Consider the following 17609-nt stretch of genomic DNA (forward strand, 5'->3'; position numbering starts at 1 on the left):
GACCGTGCGCGGGGCGGTGGGTGACGGCCCACCGCCCCGCGCGGCCCCTCCGGGCGGGCCGACCCACCCCCGTGGGGCCGGCCCGCCCGTCAGGCCAGCTCGCGCGTCCGCCGCATCGGGCTCGCGAGCAGGATCGCGGGGCTCGCCACGCTGCCGAGCATGAACACCAGCAGCGCCGTGCGCGTCCCCCAGACCGAGGCGGCGGCGCCGGCGGCGAGGGCGCCGACCGGGATGGCACCCCAGGAAACGAAGCGGACGGTGGCCATCACCCGGGGCAGCAGCTCGGGCGGGGTCTGCGTCTGGCGGTGGGTGCGGGTGACGATGCTGAAGATCACGACGCCGCCCGAGAACCCGGCGTTGCCGAGGGCGAAGACGAGCGTCGCCCAGCCGGAACCGGCCAGCGGGAGCAGGACGGCGAAGGCGGCGGCGGTCGCGGCGCCCCATCGGACGGCGCCGGCGCCGCCGAGCCGGGAGACGACGCGCGGGGTGAGGGCGGCGCCGAGCAGGCTGCCGAGGCCGCTGGTGGCCATCAGGGCGCCGACCGCGGCGGCGGGCGCGTCGAGGGTGCGGACCAGGAACACCGGGGTGAGGGCCATCTGCGCGCCGCAGACGAAGTTGACGGCGGTGGCGGAGGCGACGCACGGCCGGATCAGCGGGTGCCGGGCGACGAACCGCCAGCCCTCGCGGATCTGTTCGCGCATGCCGGCGCCGCCGGCGCGCGGGCCGGGGGTGCGTTCGCCGCGCGGCAGGCTGCGCAGCAGGGCGGCCGAGACCAGGTAGCTGACCGCGTCCAGCAGCATCGAGGCGGCGCCGCCGAGGAGTTGGACGAGCACGCCGCCCAGGGACGGCCCGGCGAGGTCCGTCGCCGCGTGGCTGGCGGAGTCGAGGCTGTTGCGGGAGGTGAGCTGTTCCTTGGGGACGACGGCGGGCAGGAAGGCGGAGTTGCCGACGTCGAAGACGACGTTGGCGAGGCCGACCACCAGGGCCACCGCCACGAGCTGCGGCATGCCCAGCACGCCGAAGGCGGCCGCGAGCGGCACCGAGGCGACGGCGGCGGCGCGGAGCAGGTCCATCGCGACCTGGAGGCCGCGCAGTGGCATCCGCTGGACCAGGACGCCGGCCGGCAGGCCGATCAGCAGCCAGGCGACGAAGGAGGCGCCCGTGAGCAGGCCGACCTCGAACGCCGAGGCGTGCAGGGCGACCACGGCGATCAGCGGCAGGGCGACGGTCGTCACCTGGCTGCCGAGCCGGCTGATCGTCGAGGCCGTCCAGTAGCGCCAGAACAGCCCGGCGCCGTCCGGCCGTGCCGCCTCCGCCGTGCCCTGCGCCGTGCTCCCCGCCGTGTCCTGCGCCGTGCTCCCCGCCGTGTCCTGCGCCGTGCTCCCCGCCGCTCTCGTCGCCACGCCTGCCACGTCCACCCCCGTGTCGCCCGAACAAGTGAGTTCCTTTAGGGAACTCACTATAATCGATACTCATGCGGCACAATCAAGCGGCGGACCCGGACTGCGCGATCTCCCAGGCCCTGGCCGTCGTCGGGGACACCTGGACCCTGCTCCTGATCAGGGACGTCGCCGGCGGCATGCACCGCTTCGACGAGTTGCAGAACGCGCTCGGCATCAGCCGCAAGGTGCTCACCGAACGCCTGAAGGCCCTGGTCGCCGACGAGGTGCTGGAGAAGCGCCTCTACCACCCGCACCCGCCGCGCTACGAGTACCACCTGACCGGGCGCGGGCGCGCGCTGCTGCCCGTCCTGGTCGCCCTGCAGGACTGGGGCGGCCGGTACGTGCTGGGCGACGGCACGCTCTCCGGCACCAGCACCGCCGACTCCGCCGAGACCCGCCGGGTGACGGCGCTGGTCGGCCACCGGCTGCCCGAACTCGACCTCGCCGCCGCCTCCGGCGGCCGGGCCGACCCGGTCGCCGCGGACCACGCCTGGACGGTGCTCTACTGCTACCCCGGCGCCTACGCCCCGGGCAGCATGGGCCACCCGCCCGGCTGGGGCGAGATCCCGGGCGCGCCCGGCTGCACGCTGGAGTCCTGCACCTACCGCGACCGGATGGGGGAGTTCACCGCCCGGGACGCGGCCGTCTACGGCGTCAGCACCCAACGCCCGGACCAGCTCGCGGCGTTCGGCGAACACGCGCGGATCCCGTTCCCGCTGCTGTCGGACGCCGAGCTGGAGCTGGCCGCGGCGCTACGGCTGCCCACCTTCCGGGCGGCGGGCGCCGAGCGCCTCAAGCGGCTCACCCTCGTCCTCGACGCCGGGCGCACCGTCCGGGGCGTCCTCTACCCGGTCACCGACCCGGCGGGCTCGGTCGAGGACGCCTTGGCGCTCCTCGACGGCCTGCGGCCCTGACCGGCCACCCGGCGACGCCCCGGCGCTGCTCGATCGCCTGCGGCCCGAGGGCGTGTCTTGCGGATCTTTGCCGGGTCCGCGACGCTCCCCCGGCCTCCGGCCGGGAGGTACCCCCAGGGCACGCACCTCGCCGCGTTGTCGTCGGTCGCCAATGGCCCCCAGCCTTCGGCCGGGAGGTGCCCCCACCGCAGTGGCTCCCTCCTCCGCCTTGCGATGCACGCACCCCAACGCCGCGGCCTGATCCGACAAGATCCACAAGACACGCCCTAACCGGCCACCCGGCGGGCCGCCCGCTCCAGCGTCTCCTTCATCACCCGCGCGCCACGCTCGACGCGCGGCCGCACCTGCTCCGCCGCCCCGTGCGGCAGCACGTCGGTGGTCCACACCAGCCGGCAGCGGCCCGCGCCCTCGGGTACGACCTGGAACGCGGCGTGGTGGTGGGTGAGCGGGAGCCGGAACCCCTCGACGGCCGAGTAGGCGAGCCGCCGCAGCCCGTCGTCGACACCGACGATCAGCTCCCGGATGACGGCCCCGCCGGGGACGGTCAGGTAGCGCACGTCGCCGTCCATCCGGGTGTCCAGCACATACCCGGGGATCAGCCGCTCGTGCACCGCCCCGACGTCCCGCACGGCCGCCCACACGTCGTCCGCGTCGGCCTCGATCACGACGTCCTGCACGATGGTGGCGATGGTGTCCTCCTCCGGGGGTGGCAACGGAAAGGGCGGTTCGGGCGCGTGGCCGCACCCGAACCGCCCGCCGTGGTGAAACGGTCAGCCGGCTCCGAAGAACCCGTCCAGCAGTTGCTGCGCCGCCAGCCCCGCCGGCAGGGTGCCGGCCCGGACCTGCGACTCCAACTCGGGCGCCAGCCGCCGCACTTCGGGGTGCTCGTGCAGCCGCGCGTACAGCTGGTCGTGGACCATCGACCAGGTCCACTCGACCTGCTGGTCGCGCCGCTTCGCCGCCAGCGCGCCGGTGGCGTCCAGCACCTTGCGGTGCTGCTGCAGCCGCTCCCACAGCACGTCCAGCCCGGCGCCGTCGCGCCCGCTGCAGGTCAGCACCGGCGGCGTCCAGGCCGCGTCCGGTGCCTGCAACAGCCGCAGCGCGCCCGCGAGTTCACGAGCAGCGGCGCGAGCATCCCGCTCGTGCGGGCCGTCCGCCTTGTTGACGGCGATGACGTCGGCGAGCTCCAGCACGCCCTTCTTGATGCCCTGCAGCTGGTCGCCGGTGCGGGCCAGGCTGAGCAGCAGGAAGGTGTCGACCATCCCGGCGACGGTCGTCTCGGACTGCCCGACGCCGACCGTCTCGATGAGCACCACGTCGTACCCGGCGGCCTCCATCACCACCATCGACTCCCGGGTCGCCTTGGCGACGCCGCCGAGCGTGCCCGACGTCGGGGACGGCCGGACGAAGGCGGCCGGGTCGACGGCCAGCCGCTCCATCCGGGTCTTGTCACCGAGTATCGACCCGCCCGTCCGGCTGGACGTCGGGTCGACGGCGAGCACCGCGACCCGGTGCCCCAGGCCGGTCAGCATGGTGCCGAAGGAGTCGATGAAGGTCGACTTGCCGACCCCGGGCACGCCGGTGATGCCCACCCGGACCGCCCCGCCCGCGTGCGGCAGCAGCCGCACCAGCAGCTGCTGCGCGAGCGCGCGGTGGTCGGGCCGGGTGGACTCGACGAGGGTGACGGCCCGCGCGATCCAGGCGCGCGAGCCGTCGAGGACACCCGTCACGTAGCTGTCGAGGTCTATCGTCCGCGGAGGCATCGGGGATCAGCGGCTCACAGCTCGTGGCCGAGGCCGGCCGCCAGCGACTTCAGCAGGTCGTAGGCCGCCTCCGGGATGACCGTGCCGGGCGGGAAGACCGCCGCGGCGCCCGCCTCGTACAGGGCGTCGAAGTCCTGCGGCGGGATGACGCCGCCGACCACGATGGTGATGTCCTCGCGGCCCGCCTCGGCGAGCTCGGCGCGCAGCGCGGGCACCAGGGTGAGGTGTCCGGCGGCCAGCGAGGAGACGCCGACGATGTGCACGTCCGCCTCGACGGCCTGGCGGGCCACCTCGGCCGGGGTCTGGAACAGCGGGCCGACGTCGACGGTGAAGCCGAGGTCGGCGAAGGCGGTGGCGATCACCTTCTGGCCGCGGTCGTGGCCGTCCTGGCCCATCTTGGCGACCAGGATGCGCGGGCGCCGGCCCTCGGCCTGCTCGAACCGCTCGACCAGGTCGCGGGTGCGCTGGAGGGGCACGGAGGGCCCCGCTTCGTCTCGGTACACACCGGAAATGGTACGGATCTGGCCGGAGTGGCGGCCGTACACCTTTTCGAGGGCGTCCGAGATCTCGCCGACGGTGGCCTTCGCCCGGGCCGCGTTGACGGCCAGGTGCAGCAGGTTGCCGTCCAGCGAGCCGCCGCGCTGCGGGCCGGCCTCGGCGGCGCGGGTCAGCGCGTGCAGGGCGTCCTGGCAGGCGGCCTCGTCGCGCTCCTCGCGCAGCCGGCGCAGCTTCTCGATCTGCCGGGCGCGCACCGAGGAGTTGTCGACCTTGAGCACCTCGATCTGCTCGTCGCTCTCCACCCGGTACTTGTTGACGCCGATGACCGGCTGGCGGCCGGAGTCGATCCGCGCCTGGGTGCGGGCGGCGGCCTCCTCGACGCGCATCTTCGGGATGCCCGCGTCGATGGCCTTGGCCATGCCGCCGGCCGCCTCGACCTCCTGGATGTGCTGCCAGGCGCGGGCCGCGAGGTCGTTGGTCAGCTTCTCGACGTACGCCGAGCCGCCCCACGGGTCGATGACCCGGCAGGTGCCCGACTCCTGCTGCAGCAGCAGCTGGGTGTTGCGGGCGATGCGGGCGGAGAAGTCGGTGGGCAGCGCCAGCGCCTCGTCGAGCGCGTTGGTGTGCAGCGACTGGGTGTGGCCCTGGGTGGCGGCCATCGCCTCCACGCAGGTACGGGTGACGTTGTTGAACACGTCCTGCGCGGTCAGCGACCAGCCCGAGGTCTGCGAGTGGGTGCGCAGCGAGAGGGACTTGGGGTTCTTCGGGTCGAACTGCTTGACCAGCTTGGCCCACAGCAGGCGGGCCGCGCGCAGCTTGGCGACCTCCATGAAGAAGTTCATGCCGATCGCCCAGAAGAACGACAGCCGCGGCGCGAAGGCGTCCACGTCGAGGCCCACGTCCAGGCCCGCGCGCAGGTACTCGACGCCGTCCGCCAGGGTGTAGGCGAGCTCCAGGTCGGCCGTCGCGCCGGCCTCCTGGATGTGGTAGCCGGAGATGGAGATCGAGTTGTACCGCGGCATCTTCTGCGAGGTGTACGCGAAGATGTCCGAGATGATCCGCATCGACGGCTGCGGCGGGTAGATGTAGGTGTTGCGGACCATGAACTCCTTGAGGATGTCGTTCTGGATGGTCCCCGCCAGCTTCTCCGGCGGCACCCCCTGCTCCTCGGCCGCGACGATGTACAGCGCCAGAACGGGCAGCACGGCACCGTTCATGGTCATCGACACCGACATCCTGTCCAGCGGGATGCCGTCGAACAGCTGGCGCATGTCGTAGATCGAGTCGATGGCGACGCCCGCCATGCCGACGTCGCCGGTGACGCGCGGGTGGTCGCTGTCGTAGCCGCGGTGGGTCGGCAGGTCGAAGGCGACGGACAGGCCCTTCTGGCCGGCCGCGAGGTTGCGGCGGTAGAAGGCGTTGGACTCCTCGGCGGTGGAGAAGCCCGCGTACTGGCGGACGGTCCACGGCTGGTTGACGTACATGGTCGGGTACGGCCCGCGCAGGTACGGGGCGACGCCGGGGTAGGTCTCCAGGAAGTCCAGGCCGGCCAGGTCGGCGGGCGTGTACAGCGGCTTGACGCCGATGCCCTCGGGGGTGTCCCAGACCTGCTCGTCGGCGGCCTTGCCGGTGGACTCCTGCCAGGCGGCCCGCCACTGGGCCTCGGTGACGTCCGAGGGGGCGTCGCCGGTCAGCCCGATTCCGGTGAAGTCGGGGATCATCGCGCCACCTCGGTGTCGTCGGCGTTCTCGTCGGCGCCGTGCGCACCGCCGAGGTCGGCGCCGTCCGCGCCGGTGATCTGGTCGAGCAGGGAGCCGAGGACGGCGACGGCGTCGCCGCCCGCGAAGATGAACTCGTCCACTCCGGCGGGGACTTCGCCGAGCCGTCCGGCCAGCAGGACGCGCTGCGCGCCGGCCGCCTTCAGCGCCTCGGCGACGGCCGGGGCGTGCTCGCCGTACAGGGCGTCACTGGAGCACAGGCAGGCGACGGTCGCGCCGGACTCCCGGAACGCGGCGGCGAACGCGGCCGGGTCGGTGCCCTCGGCGGCGACGGTCGCGATGCCGCCGGCCTGGAACAGGTTGGCGGCGAAGGTGGTGCGCGCGGTGTGCGCGGCGGCGGTGCCGATCGAGGCGAGGAACAGCGTGGGGCGGGCGCCGGTGGCGGCGAGCACCGCGTCCGAGCGGTCGCGCAGCGCCTCGTAGGCCTCGGCCCGGCGGACCTGCGGCAGCCCGCCGCGGAGCCCGGCCGGGGCCGGCTCGCGGACCAGCGGCTGCTCGTCCAGGTGCGGGAACTCGCTGACGCCGGTGACGGGTTCGCGGCGCCTGGCGAGCTTCACGGACCGCTCGGCCCAGGTCGCGGCGATCCGCTCGCCGACCAAACCGGCGGCCAGTGCGGCCTGTTGGCCGCCGGCCCGCTCGATCTCCTGGAACCAGGCCCAGGCGGCCTGCGCCAGCTCCTCGCTCAACTGCTCGACGTACCAGGAGCCGCCGGCCGGGTCGATGACCCGGGCCAGGTGCGACTCCTCCAGCAGCACCGACTGGGTGTTGCGGGCGATCCGGCGGGCGAAGGCGTCGGGGAGGCCGAGCGCGGAGTCGAAGGGCAGCACGGTGACGGCGTCGGCGCCGCCGACGCCGGCGGCGAGGCAGGCCACCGTGGTGCGCAGCATGTTCACCCACGGGTCGCGGGAGGTCATCATCACCCGGGAGGTGACGGCGTGCTGACGCTGCGCCGAGGCCTCGGCGGAGGCGCCGGACACCTCGGCGACGCGGGCCCAGAGGCGGCGCGCGGCGCGGAACTTGGCGATCGTCAGGAACTGGTCGGCGTCCGCCGCGTAGCGGAACTCCAGCTGGCCGAGCGCGGCGTCCACGGACAGTCCGGCGGCGGTCAGCGCGCGCAGGTAGGCGACGCCGGTGGCCAGCGAGCAGCCCAGCTCCTGGGCGGGGGAGGCGCCGGCCTCGTGGTACGGCAGCGCGTCGACGGTGAGGACGCGCAGCTGCGGGTACTCGGCGGTGCAGCGGGTGGCGAGTTCGACGGCCGCGGCGAGCAGCGCGTCGGTGCGGTCGGTGTCGCCGGTGCGGGCCTGCAGGCCCAGCGGGTCGGCGCCGAGGTTGCCCGCGGCGGAGGCGGGGGAGACCGCGCGCTCCTCGTACAGCTTGAACAACCGTTCGGCGGCGTCGGCGAATTCGGGTCCGGCGTCGAGGGCGACGGCGGCCAGGTCCAGGTACACCCCGGTGAGCGCCTCGGGCAGCGCGGCGACCGGCAGGCCGTCCCCGCCGAGCTCCAGCCAGAGCGAGGAGACGCCGTGCTCCAGGTCGGCCAGGACGGCCTCGTTGGTGCGGGCGCGGTCCGGGTCGGCGTGTCGCTGGCGGACGTCCCACCCGGCGACGGAGGAGCCCTGCGGCCGGCTGCCGCGGACGAACGGCGGGAAGCCGGGCAGGCCGGGCTCGGCCGCGGTGTCGTCGGCGGTGTACAGCGGGCGGGCGCGCAGGCCGTCCGGCAGGGAGGTGCTGAGTGCCTGCTCGGCGGCGGCGCCGTCCTCGGGTTGGGCGCCGGACTTGCGCAGCACACCCTGGACGAGCTGCTGCCACTGCTCACGATGCGCGGCCGGGAATTCGGCGGCGAGGGGGAGCCCTTCGGGCGGGACCTTCATGTGCGCAGGTTAGCGAACGCACGCGTCGGGTTTGGAGGGGAACCCTGTGTGACCTTGCCCTCGCCACTTTCCCGGGCCGGGGTGTATCCAGGGCGGTGGCCGCCGTTGCGGGGGAGGGGCGGGAGGTGGGCGAACGGATGACACCCGAGGTCAACGCGGGTGTCGGCGAGCGGGATCGGCTGCCCGGGGGAGGTCTGGACCACGTCCGGATCGGGTTCGGACCAGGGGGATTGCGGAACCCCACCACTCATCTATTAAGTTACTTCGAAGAAGGTGGGCCGGGGACGTCCTCCCCCCGTGCGGCCCCGGCCCGCCCTCGTCGTGCCCCGTCATGCCCGGAACCTCCCGGAGCGCGCCGCGGCCCCGACGTTCCCCCGGACGTCGCGCCAGAAGTTCCCCTGGAATTCGCCGAAGGAGCCGCCGCCATGGCCATCGGAAAGCGCCGCAAGCCCAGCCCTCCGAGCCGGGCCCGCCTGGCGGTCCTCACCACGGCCGTGGCCGGCGGTGCCGTGCTCGCCGCCGGCACCGCCCACGCCGAGCCCACGCCCAGCCTCGGCACCGTCAAGGAGCAGGTGGACAAGCTCAACGAGGAGGCCGAGCAGGCGATCGAGCGCTTCAACGGCTTCCAGGAGAAGCAGCGGAAGCTCCAGGGCGAGGCCGGCCAGATCCAGGAGAAGGTCGTCCGCGGCCAGGCCGCGATGAACGAACTGCGCACCCGGCTCGGCGCGGTGGCCGCCGACCAGTACCGCACCAACGGCATCGACCCGTCCGTCCAGTTGATGCTCGACTCGGACCCGGCGTCCTACCTGGAGCGCGCCTCGGCGCAGAACCAGGCCGCGGGCAGCCAGGCGGCCCTGCTCAAGCAGGCGCAGGACGAACAGCGCAAGCTCGACCAGGACCGCACCGAGGCCACCCGCAAGCTCGCCGAACTCGGAACCGTCGGCAACCAGTTGGCGGACGAGAAGAAGCAGGTCCAGAGCAAGCTCGCGCAGGCCCAGGGGATGCTCAACAAGCTCAGCGCCGAGGAACGCGCCAAGATCAACGCCCAGGAGTCCGCCGACAAGGCCCGGGCCGCCGCCAAGCAGGCCGCCGACGCCGACCGCGCCTCCCGCTCCACCCAGCGCACCGACCTCAACGCCCCGCCGCCGCCCGCCGCGAGCGGCCGCGCCGCCACCATCGTCAAGTTCGCCTACGCGCAGCTCGGCAAGCCCTACGAGTGGAGCGCCACCGGCCCCAACAGCTTCGACTGCTCCGGCCTCACCGGCGCCGCCTACCGCTCCGCCGACGTCAAGCTCTCCCGGATGTCCCAGGACCAGTGGAACGACGGCCCCCGCGTCGCCCGCTCCGACCTCCAGCCCGGCGACCTGGTCTTCTTCTACGGCGACATCCACCACGTCGGCATCTACATCGGCGACGGCAAGATGATCCACGCCCCCCGCACCGGCAAGAACGTCGAGGTCCTCCCCATCGACGCCATGCCCTACGTCGGCGCCGTCCGTCCGGCCTGACCCCGGGCGGTCGAGCGACCCGCTCGGGCCGGGCGTCAGTCGACGATCAGCAGGCTGGCGCCGGTCGGTGCGCTGGAGCGGTGCGCCTCGGCGCCGTCGGCGACCTGGTAGCTGCTGCCGGCGCCGGTGACCACGACGCGGCCGTCGTCGAGCGTGGTGACGAGCTCGCCCGCCAGGACGTACAGCACGTGGCCCTTGCGGCACCAGTGGTCCGCGACGTACCCGGGGCTGTAGTCCACCCGGCGGACGCGGACCTCGCCGAACTGCCGCACCCGGCTGGTGACCTCGCCGGCCTCGCCGGGCTTGCGCTCCTCGTCGACCCGGCTCCAGTCGGTGGCGGTGAAGGGAAAGCCGCTGAGATTCATGCGGCCACCCTACCCGCCCCGCACTGGGGGCCAACTTTCGGAACCGGCAGTCGAGTTGGAGGCAGTCGGTCAGTCCGTCACGGACAGGACGACCTTCCCGGTGGTGCGGCCGAGCTCGCCCAGGCGGTGGGCGTCGGCGGCCCGCTCCAGCGGCAGGACGGTGTCGATCAGGACCCGCAGCCGGCCCGACCCGACGAGGCGGGAGACCTCGCGCAGGCCCTGCTGGTCCGGTTCGACCAGCATGAAGACGGCGCGGACCCCCGCGGCCTCCGCCTCCGCGAGCGGGAAGGCCTCGGTCGGCGGCTCGATGGAGACGAGCGTGCCGCCGGGGCGCAGGGAGCGCAGCGAACGGGCCCAGCTGGGGCCGCCGATCGGGTCCAGCACGACGTCCACGTCCCGGACGGCCTCGGCGACGTCGACCGTGCGGTAGTCGACGGTCTCGTCCGCGCCGAGCTCGCGCAGCAGCCCGTGCTTGGCGGCGCTCGCCGTGCCGATCACGTACGCGCCGCGGGCCTTGGCGATCTGCACGGCCAGGTGGCCGACCCCGCCCGCGGCGGCGTGGACCAGGACGCGCTGCCCGGGCCGCACGTCGGCGGTGTCCACCAGCGCCTGCCAGGCGGTGAGCGCGGCGAGCGGCAGGCCGGCCGCCTCGACGTGGCTCAGGCCCGCCGGGCGGGGCGCGAAGTGCCGGGCGGGAGCCGTGACGTACTCGGCGTAGCCGCCCGCCGGGTGCGGGAACCGGGGCATCCCGTACACCTCGTCGCCCGGGCGGTGGATCGCCACGCCGGGGCCGACCGCCTCGACCACCCCGGAGACGTCCCAGCCGAGGGTGAACGGGGGCGTGGCGCCGTTGGCGAAGACGCCGCGCGAACGGGTCTTCCAGTCCGCCGGGTTGACCCCGGCGGCGTGCACCCGGACCAGGACCTCGCCCCGGCCCGGCTCGGGCCGGGCGGTGTCCACGAGCCGGAGGACCTCGGGGCCTCCGGCGGTGTCCTGCGAGATCGCGCGCATGGTGTCGGGCATGTCGTCCTCCTCCGGTCGTCGGCCCGGTCGGCCGATCGGGCACACCGTCAGAGTGCCGGTGCACGCGGGCCCCTGGTGGTGGCACGACGGCCAGGTGGTGAAAGGATCCGGCCATGCACCATGTCGGCGTACTCGCCCTGGACGGCGTCTTCCCGTTCGAGCTCGGCATCCCGGCCCGGATCTTCGGCGCCGCCAGGGACGAGGCGGGCGCCCCGCTCTACACCGTCACCACCTGCGGCCTGGACGGCGGACCGGTCCGCAGCGCCGCCGACTTCGACCTCGCCGTCTCCCGGGACGCCGGGCTGCTCGCCGCCGTCGACACCGTCGTCATCCCGCCCTCGGACTCGCTGGGCGGCATCCGCGAGCACGGCACCCTGCCCGAGCCGCTGCGCGCCGCGCTGGCCGGGATCCGGCCCGGCACCCGCATCGTGGGCATCTGCACGGCGAGCTACGTGCTGGCCGCCGCCGGGCTGCTCGACCGGCGCCGGGCCACCACCCACTGGCGGGAGGCCGACCGGCTGCAGCGGATGTTCACCACGGCCCGGATCGACCCGGACGTCCTGTTCGTCGACGACGGCGACGTCCTCACCTCGGCCGGGGTCGCCGCCGGAATCGACCTGTGCCTGCACCTGGTGCGCCGGGACCACGGCAGCCGGGTCGCCAACGAGGTGGCCCGCTCGTGCATCGTCCCGCCCTGGCGCGAAGGCGGCCAGGCCCAGTACATCCGCCGCCCGGTGCCGGAGCCCTCCGCCGCCGGTACCGCCGCCACCCAGGCCTGGGCCCTGGAGCGCCTCGCCGAGCCGCTCTCGGTCGCCGACCTCGCCGCCCACGCCCACACCAGCGTGCGCAGCTTCTCCCGCCGCTTCCGCGAGGAGACCGGCACCACCCCCGCCCAGTGGCTCACCGGCCAGCGCCTCGACCTCGCCCGGCACTACCTGGAGACCACGGACTGGCCCGTCCCGCTGGTCGCCCGGCGCTCCGGGCTCGGCACCGGCGCCTCGCTCCGCCGCCACCTGCACGACGCCACCGGGGTGAGCCCGCAGGCCTACCGGCGGACCTTCGGCCCGAGCTGAGGCTGTGTCGCGTCGCGTCGCGCCCGGCCAGGGCGAGCGAAGCCGTGCCGCGCTGGGCGGTGATGCGACGGCGGCACCTGGTCGCCCCGGCGCTCGGCTTCGCGATCCTCGCGTACGTCGTCGTGAACGCCCACATCGCGGCGCAGCGCCCCGGCTTCGTCTGGCTGCTGGTCGGCGCGGTGGTCCTGGCGGGCCTGGGCGCGCCGAGTCACCGCCCGGGTGCCCGTTACGGGTGCGGCGCGCAGGCCAGCAGGTACGGCAGCACGGGCAGCGCCGACACGCCGAGCCACGCGGCGAGTCGGCGCCGCCGCCCGCCGCCCGGCCGGGCCAGCCGCCGGACCCGGGCCAGCACCCCGGCGCCGGCCGCCCCCAAGGCCCCCAACGCCCCCTCCGGCGCCGGGCCCGGACCCGGACCCGGACCCGGACCGGTGGCCAACGCGCAGAGCGCGGAGGCCAGTTCACCCCGCGACACCTCCTTCAGCGCCGCGTCGTCCGCCGCCATCTCCAGCAGCAGCGCCACCTCCGCTCGCCCGAGCCGGGCGAGCGGCAGCGGCCCGAGGAGCAGCGCGAAGGTGTCGGCGGGCAGCCGGAACAGGTGGTGGCGGCCGCGGATGTGCCCGCGCTCGTGGGCGACGGCGGCGGCGAGCTGCCGCTCGTCCAGCAGCTGCAGCGCGCCGCGCGACAGCACGACGCGGGAGCGGCGGCCGGGCAGGCAGTAGACGGTCGGGTGGGCGTGGTCGAGCACCAGTGCGCCCCAGCGCCCGTCCCGGACGGCGACCAGGTCGAGCAGGGCCCGGTGCCGCCGCCGGGCCCGGCCGGCCCGGAGGCCGACCGCGGCGATCGCGGCGGCGAGCGCCGTGCCGGCGGCGGCCAGCTGCCACCAGTCGTGGGTGTGCGGCAGGACCGGCCCGGCCGGCGCGCCGCGGGGGAGCAGTCCGAGCAGCCCGGCCAGGCCGACCAGCCCGGCCGGCTCGTGGGCGAAGGGCTCGACGGCGTGGTGGGCGGCGAGCACCACGGCGACGGTGAAGGAGGCCATCAGCGAGAGCCACAGCGCCGAGCCGAGCACCGGCCGGGCCTGCAGCCGGGCCTGGACCCGGGGGGAGCCGGCGAGGCGCCGGGGCAGCAGGACGCCGGTGAGGGCGAGGTAGAGGCCCAGCAGCGCGAGCGTCACTCCCCGTCCCGGGCCTTCACCTGTTCGAGTGCGGCGTCGAGCGCGGCGCGCAGCGCGGAGGCCTCGTCGCCGCTCATCCCGTCGACGAAGTGCAGCAGTGCGCCGGCCCGGTCGGGGGTGGTCTCCAGCGCCTGGTGCATCAGCTGGGCGGTGTACGCCTCGCGGGAGCAGGTCGGCTCGTACACCCAGGCGCGGCCGACCTTGTCGCGGCGCAGCCAGCCCTTGGTGTGCAGGATGTCGGCGACGGTGGTGACGGTGGTGTACGCGACGGGCCGGTGCCGCTGGAGGTCGTCGACGACCTCGCGGACGGTGGCCGGGCGGCCCCAGCCCCAGAGCCGGTCCATGATCTCGGCCTCCAGCTCGCCGAACCCGCGCAGTACCACCCTGTCTCCCTCGCCGGCCGCTGGCACCCGACCGCCCGCGGAACCCGCCCATGGTACGGCCGCGGCCCGCGTCGGGTGCCCGCCCGCGTCTCCGGGGGATGGCATCCGACGCGGGCCGCGGCAGCCAGGGTGTCAGGACAGCCGGCGGGCCAGCGCCACCCGGGAGCGGGTGAACAGCGCGGCGAGCAGCCCGGCGAGCACCGGCAGCACCAGCACGACGAGCAGCAGCTCGCCCCAGGGCGCGGTGATCAGCGCCGGCTTGGCGCCGAAACCGCTGGCGCGGGACTTCAGCAGCCCGACCGCCGGCACGAAGCCGTTGACCGCGCCGAGCAGTGCCCCGAGCAGGGCGATCAGCGCGCACTGCAGACCGGCCATGGTGCGCCGGATGCCGGGCCGTGCGCCGACCGCGACCAGGGTGGCCTGGTCCTGCCGGGAGTCGGCGGCGGCGAGGCCGGTGGCGATGCCGGCCGCGCCGAGCACGACCAGGGCGGCGAAGCCGCTGAGGGCCAGGGTGAGCGCGTCGCCCTTGGACTGGTAGCCGCGCTCGACCTCCAGCCGGCCGTGGTGGTCGAGCCGGACGGCGGCGGCCTCGGCGCGCTGCTGCGCCTTGCGGTCGGGCGGGGTGGCGGGCCGCCAGACGGCGCCGGTGGGCTCGGCGGTCAGGCCGAGCGCGGGCAGCGCGGTGGGGAGCATCAGGCCCTGGGCGAACCGGGCGGCGGCGGGGTTGTCGACCAGCACCGCGTCCACCGGGATCTCCTGCAGGTCCGGCTTGGGGATCTCGCCGGGCTGGAGCGGCGCGCCGCCGCCTCCGCGCAGCTGCAGCACGGCCTTGCCGTCGGCGCCGATCATCGCCCGGTCGAAGACCAGCAGCTTGCCCGCGGCCAGGGCCTGTTCGGCCGCCGGGTCGCGCAGGTCGAACAGGTTGTGCAGCAGCGTCGCGTCCCCGGCGGCGAGGTGCGGCATGGTCGCCATGGTGCGCCAGTTCACCTGCCCCTTGAGCTGGACGACGCTGGAGCAGTTCGGGCAGAACTTGTACGTCACCTCGGCGAGGTCGGCGCGCGGCCCGAGCCCGGTCAGCTGCTTCTCCAGCTCGCCGCGCACCTGGTCGAGCTGGCCGCCGTTCAGGCGGCTGAACAACTGGACGGCGCCGTACGGGGCCTGCGGCCGGTAGTCGCGCCGGTTCTCGGCGTCGGTGCTGGTGCTGTACACCCCGATGGCGACGGCGCCGGCGACGGCGGCCATCACCGCGGCGACGGCGGGCGCGGTGCGCGAGCGGTGCCGGGCGGAGTCCCGCAGGGCGAGCCGGGGGCCGAGCGGCAGCAGCCGGGCCGCCCGGCCGAGCAGGGCGACCAGCGCCGGGGTGCAGGCGAGCAGGCCGAGTTCGGCGAGCACGGAGCCGCCGAGCACGGTGAGCGTGCGGGCGTCGTAACTGCTGACCACCGGCCGGCCGTGCGTCACCGCGCCGGCGCCGTACACCGCGACGGCGCCGCCGGCGAGCACGAGCAGCAGTCCGAGCAGGGTGACCTTGCGGCTGGGCGCGCGGACGGTGTCCCGGTCGGCGAGGCCGGCGGTCACGCTGCGCCGGGCGGCCTGGAGGGCGGGGAGGGCGGCCGCGAGCAGTGCGGTGGAGAGGCCGACCCCGGCGATCGCGAGCAGGTCGAGCGGGGGCAGGGCGAAGTGTCCGAAGCGTGCGCCGCCGGCCTCTTCGATCCACGGCCGCAGGGCCGCGACCAGCCCGGTGCCGAGCGCCACGCCGAGCACCGCCCCGGCGGTGCCGAGGACGACGCCGCCGCCGAGCACCACCGCGCCGACGTGGCTGCGCCGGCCGCCGGCCGCGCCGAGCAGGGCGAGCTGGCGGCGGGAGCGGCGGGCGCCGACCGCGAAGGCGGGCCCGGCCAGCAGGGCGACCTCCAGCAGACCCATGCCGGTGACGGTGGCGACGACCACCTTGGTGCTGTTGCCGTTGGCCGGGTCGGAGTAGCTGAAGGAGTCCCGGTAGTAGGGGACGGCCCGCTCCGGCGGCGGGGCGAGCACGACGGAGCGTGCGGTGAGCGTGTAGCCGTACCGGTTGACCTCCTGGACCTTGGCCCAGTCGAGCGCGGCCCCGGCCGGGAGCTTGACCAGCCACGCGCTGTGCTGGTTCTCGGCGCGTTCGGCGGCGCCGCCGGGCGGGGTGCCGCCGGACTTGTCGGCGGCGGCCAGCGGGTCGAGCAACTCGCCCGGCCGGGCGACGAGTTCGGCCCGGCCGAGCTCGCCGGGGTGCTCGACGACGCCGGTGACGGTGAAGGTGGTGCCCTCCAGCCCCTGGACGGTGGTGGTGCCGCCGACCGCGAGGCCGGCGTGGTCCAGGAAGGCCCGGGTGGCGGCCAGTTCGTGCGCGGCGGCCGGCGCCCGGCCCTCGACCAGGTCCAGTCGGCCGCGCCAGACCGGGTCGCCGAGGTCGGCCTCGGTGGTGAGGGTGCGGACCAGTCCTTCGGGGGAGGTCGCGCCGGTCTCCGGTCCGGGCCGGGCCGGGGTGAGCACGCTGCCGGGCGGCAGCAGGGAGCTGACCAGGGCGGCCGGGTCGGTGGAGGCGGCCTTGATCTGCTCGGCGGTCGGCTGCTCGTCGGGCTTGGACGGGGTGACGAAGGCGCCGTCCTCGGCGAGCGGGGCCTGCTCGACGGCCCGGCCGGGGGCGAGGCCGGTGACCAGCGCGTCCGCGCCGCCCACCACCCGCTCGACCCGTTCGGCGGGGGTGAGTTCGCCGCTGCGGTGGACGAGGTCGGCGCCGGTGACGCCGAGGACGGGCAGGGCGATCATGGCGACGATCAGGGCGCTGCGGCCCTTGGCGCGCAGGGCGTCGCGGCGGGCGATGCGCAGCGGGACCCGCCAGGCTCCGAGCTTCACCAGGCCACCTCGCCGGTCGGCGCCGAGGCGTTGAACGGGCCGTCGGCCGGGCCGACGCCGGGGCCACCGGCCGGGAAGGCGGCGGAGCGCTGCCCGCGGCTCTCCGCGGCGACCGCGCCGTCCCGCAGGTGGACCACCCGGTCCGCCCAGGCGGCGTGCGCGGCCTCGTGGGTGACCATCATCGCGGCCGCGCCGGCGTCGCAGCTGGCGCGCAGCACGGCGAGCACGGCCTCGCCGGTGGCGGAGTCGAGCGCGCCGGTCGGCTCGTCGGCGAGCACCAGCCGGCGCTCGCCGATCAGGGCGCGGGCGATGGCGACGCGCTGCTGCTGGCCGCCGGACATGTCGTCGGGGAAGCGGTCGGCGAGCTCGCCGATGCCGAGTTCCTCCAGCGCGGCCAGCGCCTCGCGGCGGGCCCGGCGGCCGGGGACGCCGTCGAGTTCGCGCGGCAGGGCGATGTTCTCGGCGGCGGTGAGCGCCGGGATCAGGTTGTAGTCCTGGAAGACGTACCCGATGGAGCGTCGCCGCAGGTCGGCGAGCCGGCGCCGGCTGAGCCCGCCGAGCGTGACGCCCTCGACCAGCACCTCGCCCCCGGTGGGCGTGTCCAGGCCGCCGGCCAGGGTCAGCAGGGTGGACTTGCCGGAGCCGGAGGGCCCCATGACGGCGACGAACTCGCCGGGCCGGACGGTCAGTTCGACGCCGCGCAGGGCGTGGACCCGGGCTTCGCCGCGGCCGTGCACCCGGGTGACGCCGGCCAGGTGCAGGACGGGGCGGGGCCCGGTCGGATCGGTGTAGGACACACTTCCCCCTCGTGAGCTGTTCAGCTGCATATGTCGGTGAACTATATATGCAGCGCGCGAGTGCATCCAGCGGCCCCGGTTTGGTCAAGGTTCTACAAAGGTGTCGAGGATCGGCCGAAAACGTCGGTCGGACCGGC

Annotated in this window: 14 protein-coding genes; 3 read left to right on the top strand and 11 right to left on the bottom strand. The window is 75.3% G+C overall.

Going from position 1 to position 17609, the window contains the following annotated elements; all coding sequences use genetic code 11:
• Positions 1–89: 89 nt before the first annotated feature.
• Positions 90–1403, bottom strand: a complete 1314-nt coding sequence (locus ACPC54_RS08265) for an MFS transporter (protein WP_498962551.1) — start codon at positions 1401–1403, stop codon at positions 90–92.
• Positions 1404–1474: 71 nt separating this feature from the next.
• Between ACPC54_RS08265 and ACPC54_RS08270 the strand changes: the two genes are divergently transcribed.
• Entirely contained in the window at positions 1475–2356 is an 882-nt protein-coding gene (locus ACPC54_RS08270; protein WP_498962553.1) for a winged helix-turn-helix transcriptional regulator, read from the top strand.
• Between the two features lie 266 nt (positions 2357–2622).
• On the opposite strand, the gene ACPC54_RS08275 is transcribed toward ACPC54_RS08270, so the two are convergent.
• The 4 genes from ACPC54_RS08275 to ACPC54_RS08290 are packed head-to-tail and all read right to left on the bottom strand — an operon-like array spanning position 2623 to position 8266.
• Entirely contained in the window at positions 2623–3069 is a 447-nt protein-coding gene (locus ACPC54_RS08275; protein WP_498962555.1) for an SRPBCC family protein, read from the bottom strand.
• A gap of 57 nt (positions 3070–3126) precedes the next feature.
• Positions 3127–4119, bottom strand: a complete 993-nt coding sequence (gene meaB / locus ACPC54_RS08280) for a methylmalonyl Co-A mutase-associated GTPase MeaB (RefSeq protein WP_498962557.1) — start codon at positions 4117–4119, stop codon at positions 3127–3129.
• Positions 4120–4133: 14 nt separating this feature from the next.
• Entirely contained in the window at positions 4134–6338 is a 2205-nt protein-coding gene (scpA, locus tag ACPC54_RS08285) for a methylmalonyl-CoA mutase (RefSeq protein WP_498962559.1), read from the bottom strand.
• A complete protein-coding gene (locus ACPC54_RS08290; RefSeq protein WP_498962561.1) occupies positions 6335–8266 on the bottom strand; it encodes a methylmalonyl-CoA mutase family protein in 1932 nt (643 codons plus the stop codon). Before ACPC54_RS08290 ends, scpA begins: the two co-directional genes overlap by 4 nt.
• Before the next feature lie 425 nt (positions 8267–8691).
• On the opposite strand from ACPC54_RS08290, the gene ACPC54_RS08295 reads away from it, so the two are divergent.
• Positions 8692–9774, top strand: a complete 1083-nt coding sequence (locus ACPC54_RS08295) for a C40 family peptidase (protein ID WP_498962563.1) — start codon at positions 8692–8694, stop codon at positions 9772–9774.
• 35 nt (positions 9775–9809) lie between these two features.
• Here ACPC54_RS08295 and ACPC54_RS08300 read toward each other — a convergent pair whose 3' ends face one another.
• Together ACPC54_RS08300 and ACPC54_RS08305 are read right to left on the bottom strand one after the other, a co-directional pair.
• Positions 9810–10139 (bottom strand): DHCW motif cupin fold protein, encoded by a 330-nt coding sequence (locus ACPC54_RS08300; RefSeq protein ID WP_498962565.1) that lies wholly within the window; start codon positions 10137–10139, stop codon positions 9810–9812.
• A 69-nt stretch (positions 10140–10208) separates the two neighbouring features.
• Positions 10209–11162, bottom strand: a complete 954-nt coding sequence (locus tag ACPC54_RS08305) for an NADP-dependent oxidoreductase (protein ID WP_498962567.1) — start codon at positions 11160–11162, stop codon at positions 10209–10211.
• A gap of 113 nt (positions 11163–11275) precedes the next feature.
• Between ACPC54_RS08305 and ACPC54_RS08310 the strand changes: the two genes are divergently transcribed.
• Complete coding sequence (locus tag ACPC54_RS08310) at positions 11276–12235, top strand: GlxA family transcriptional regulator (protein WP_498962569.1); 960 nt, start codon at positions 11276–11278, stop codon at positions 12233–12235.
• A 226-nt stretch (positions 12236–12461) separates the two neighbouring features.
• Here the strand turns inward: ACPC54_RS08310 and ACPC54_RS08315 are convergent, their stop codons facing one another.
• The 4 genes from ACPC54_RS08315 to ACPC54_RS08330 all read right to left on the bottom strand — a co-directional run bounded on the left by ACPC54_RS08315 (position 12462) and on the right by ACPC54_RS08330 (position 17472).
• Positions 12462–13406, bottom strand: a complete 945-nt coding sequence (locus tag ACPC54_RS08315; protein WP_498962571.1) for a M56 family metallopeptidase — start codon at positions 13404–13406, stop codon at positions 12462–12464.
• Positions 13403–13783 carry a BlaI/MecI/CopY family transcriptional regulator gene (locus ACPC54_RS08320; RefSeq protein ID WP_498963193.1) on the bottom strand — a complete coding sequence of 127 codons (381 nt, stop codon included), beginning with the start codon at positions 13781–13783 and terminating at the stop codon, positions 13403–13405. The genes ACPC54_RS08315 and ACPC54_RS08320 overlap by 4 nt, the downstream gene beginning before the upstream one ends.
• 138 nt (positions 13784–13921) lie before the next feature.
• Positions 13922–16675 (bottom strand): FtsX-like permease family protein, encoded by a 2754-nt coding sequence (locus tag ACPC54_RS08325; RefSeq protein WP_498962572.1) that lies wholly within the window; start codon positions 16673–16675, stop codon positions 13922–13924.
• Complete coding sequence (locus ACPC54_RS08330) at positions 16672–17472, bottom strand: ABC transporter ATP-binding protein (RefSeq protein ID WP_498962574.1); 801 nt, start codon at positions 17470–17472, stop codon at positions 16672–16674. Before ACPC54_RS08330 ends, ACPC54_RS08325 begins: the two co-directional genes overlap by 4 nt.
• Positions 17473–17609 lie beyond the last annotated feature (137 nt).

Origin of the sequence: Kitasatospora sp. NPDC094028 (assembly GCF_049543595.1) — a bacterium.
Classification (GTDB): Bacteria; Actinomycetota; Actinomycetes; order Streptomycetales; family Streptomycetaceae; genus Kitasatospora.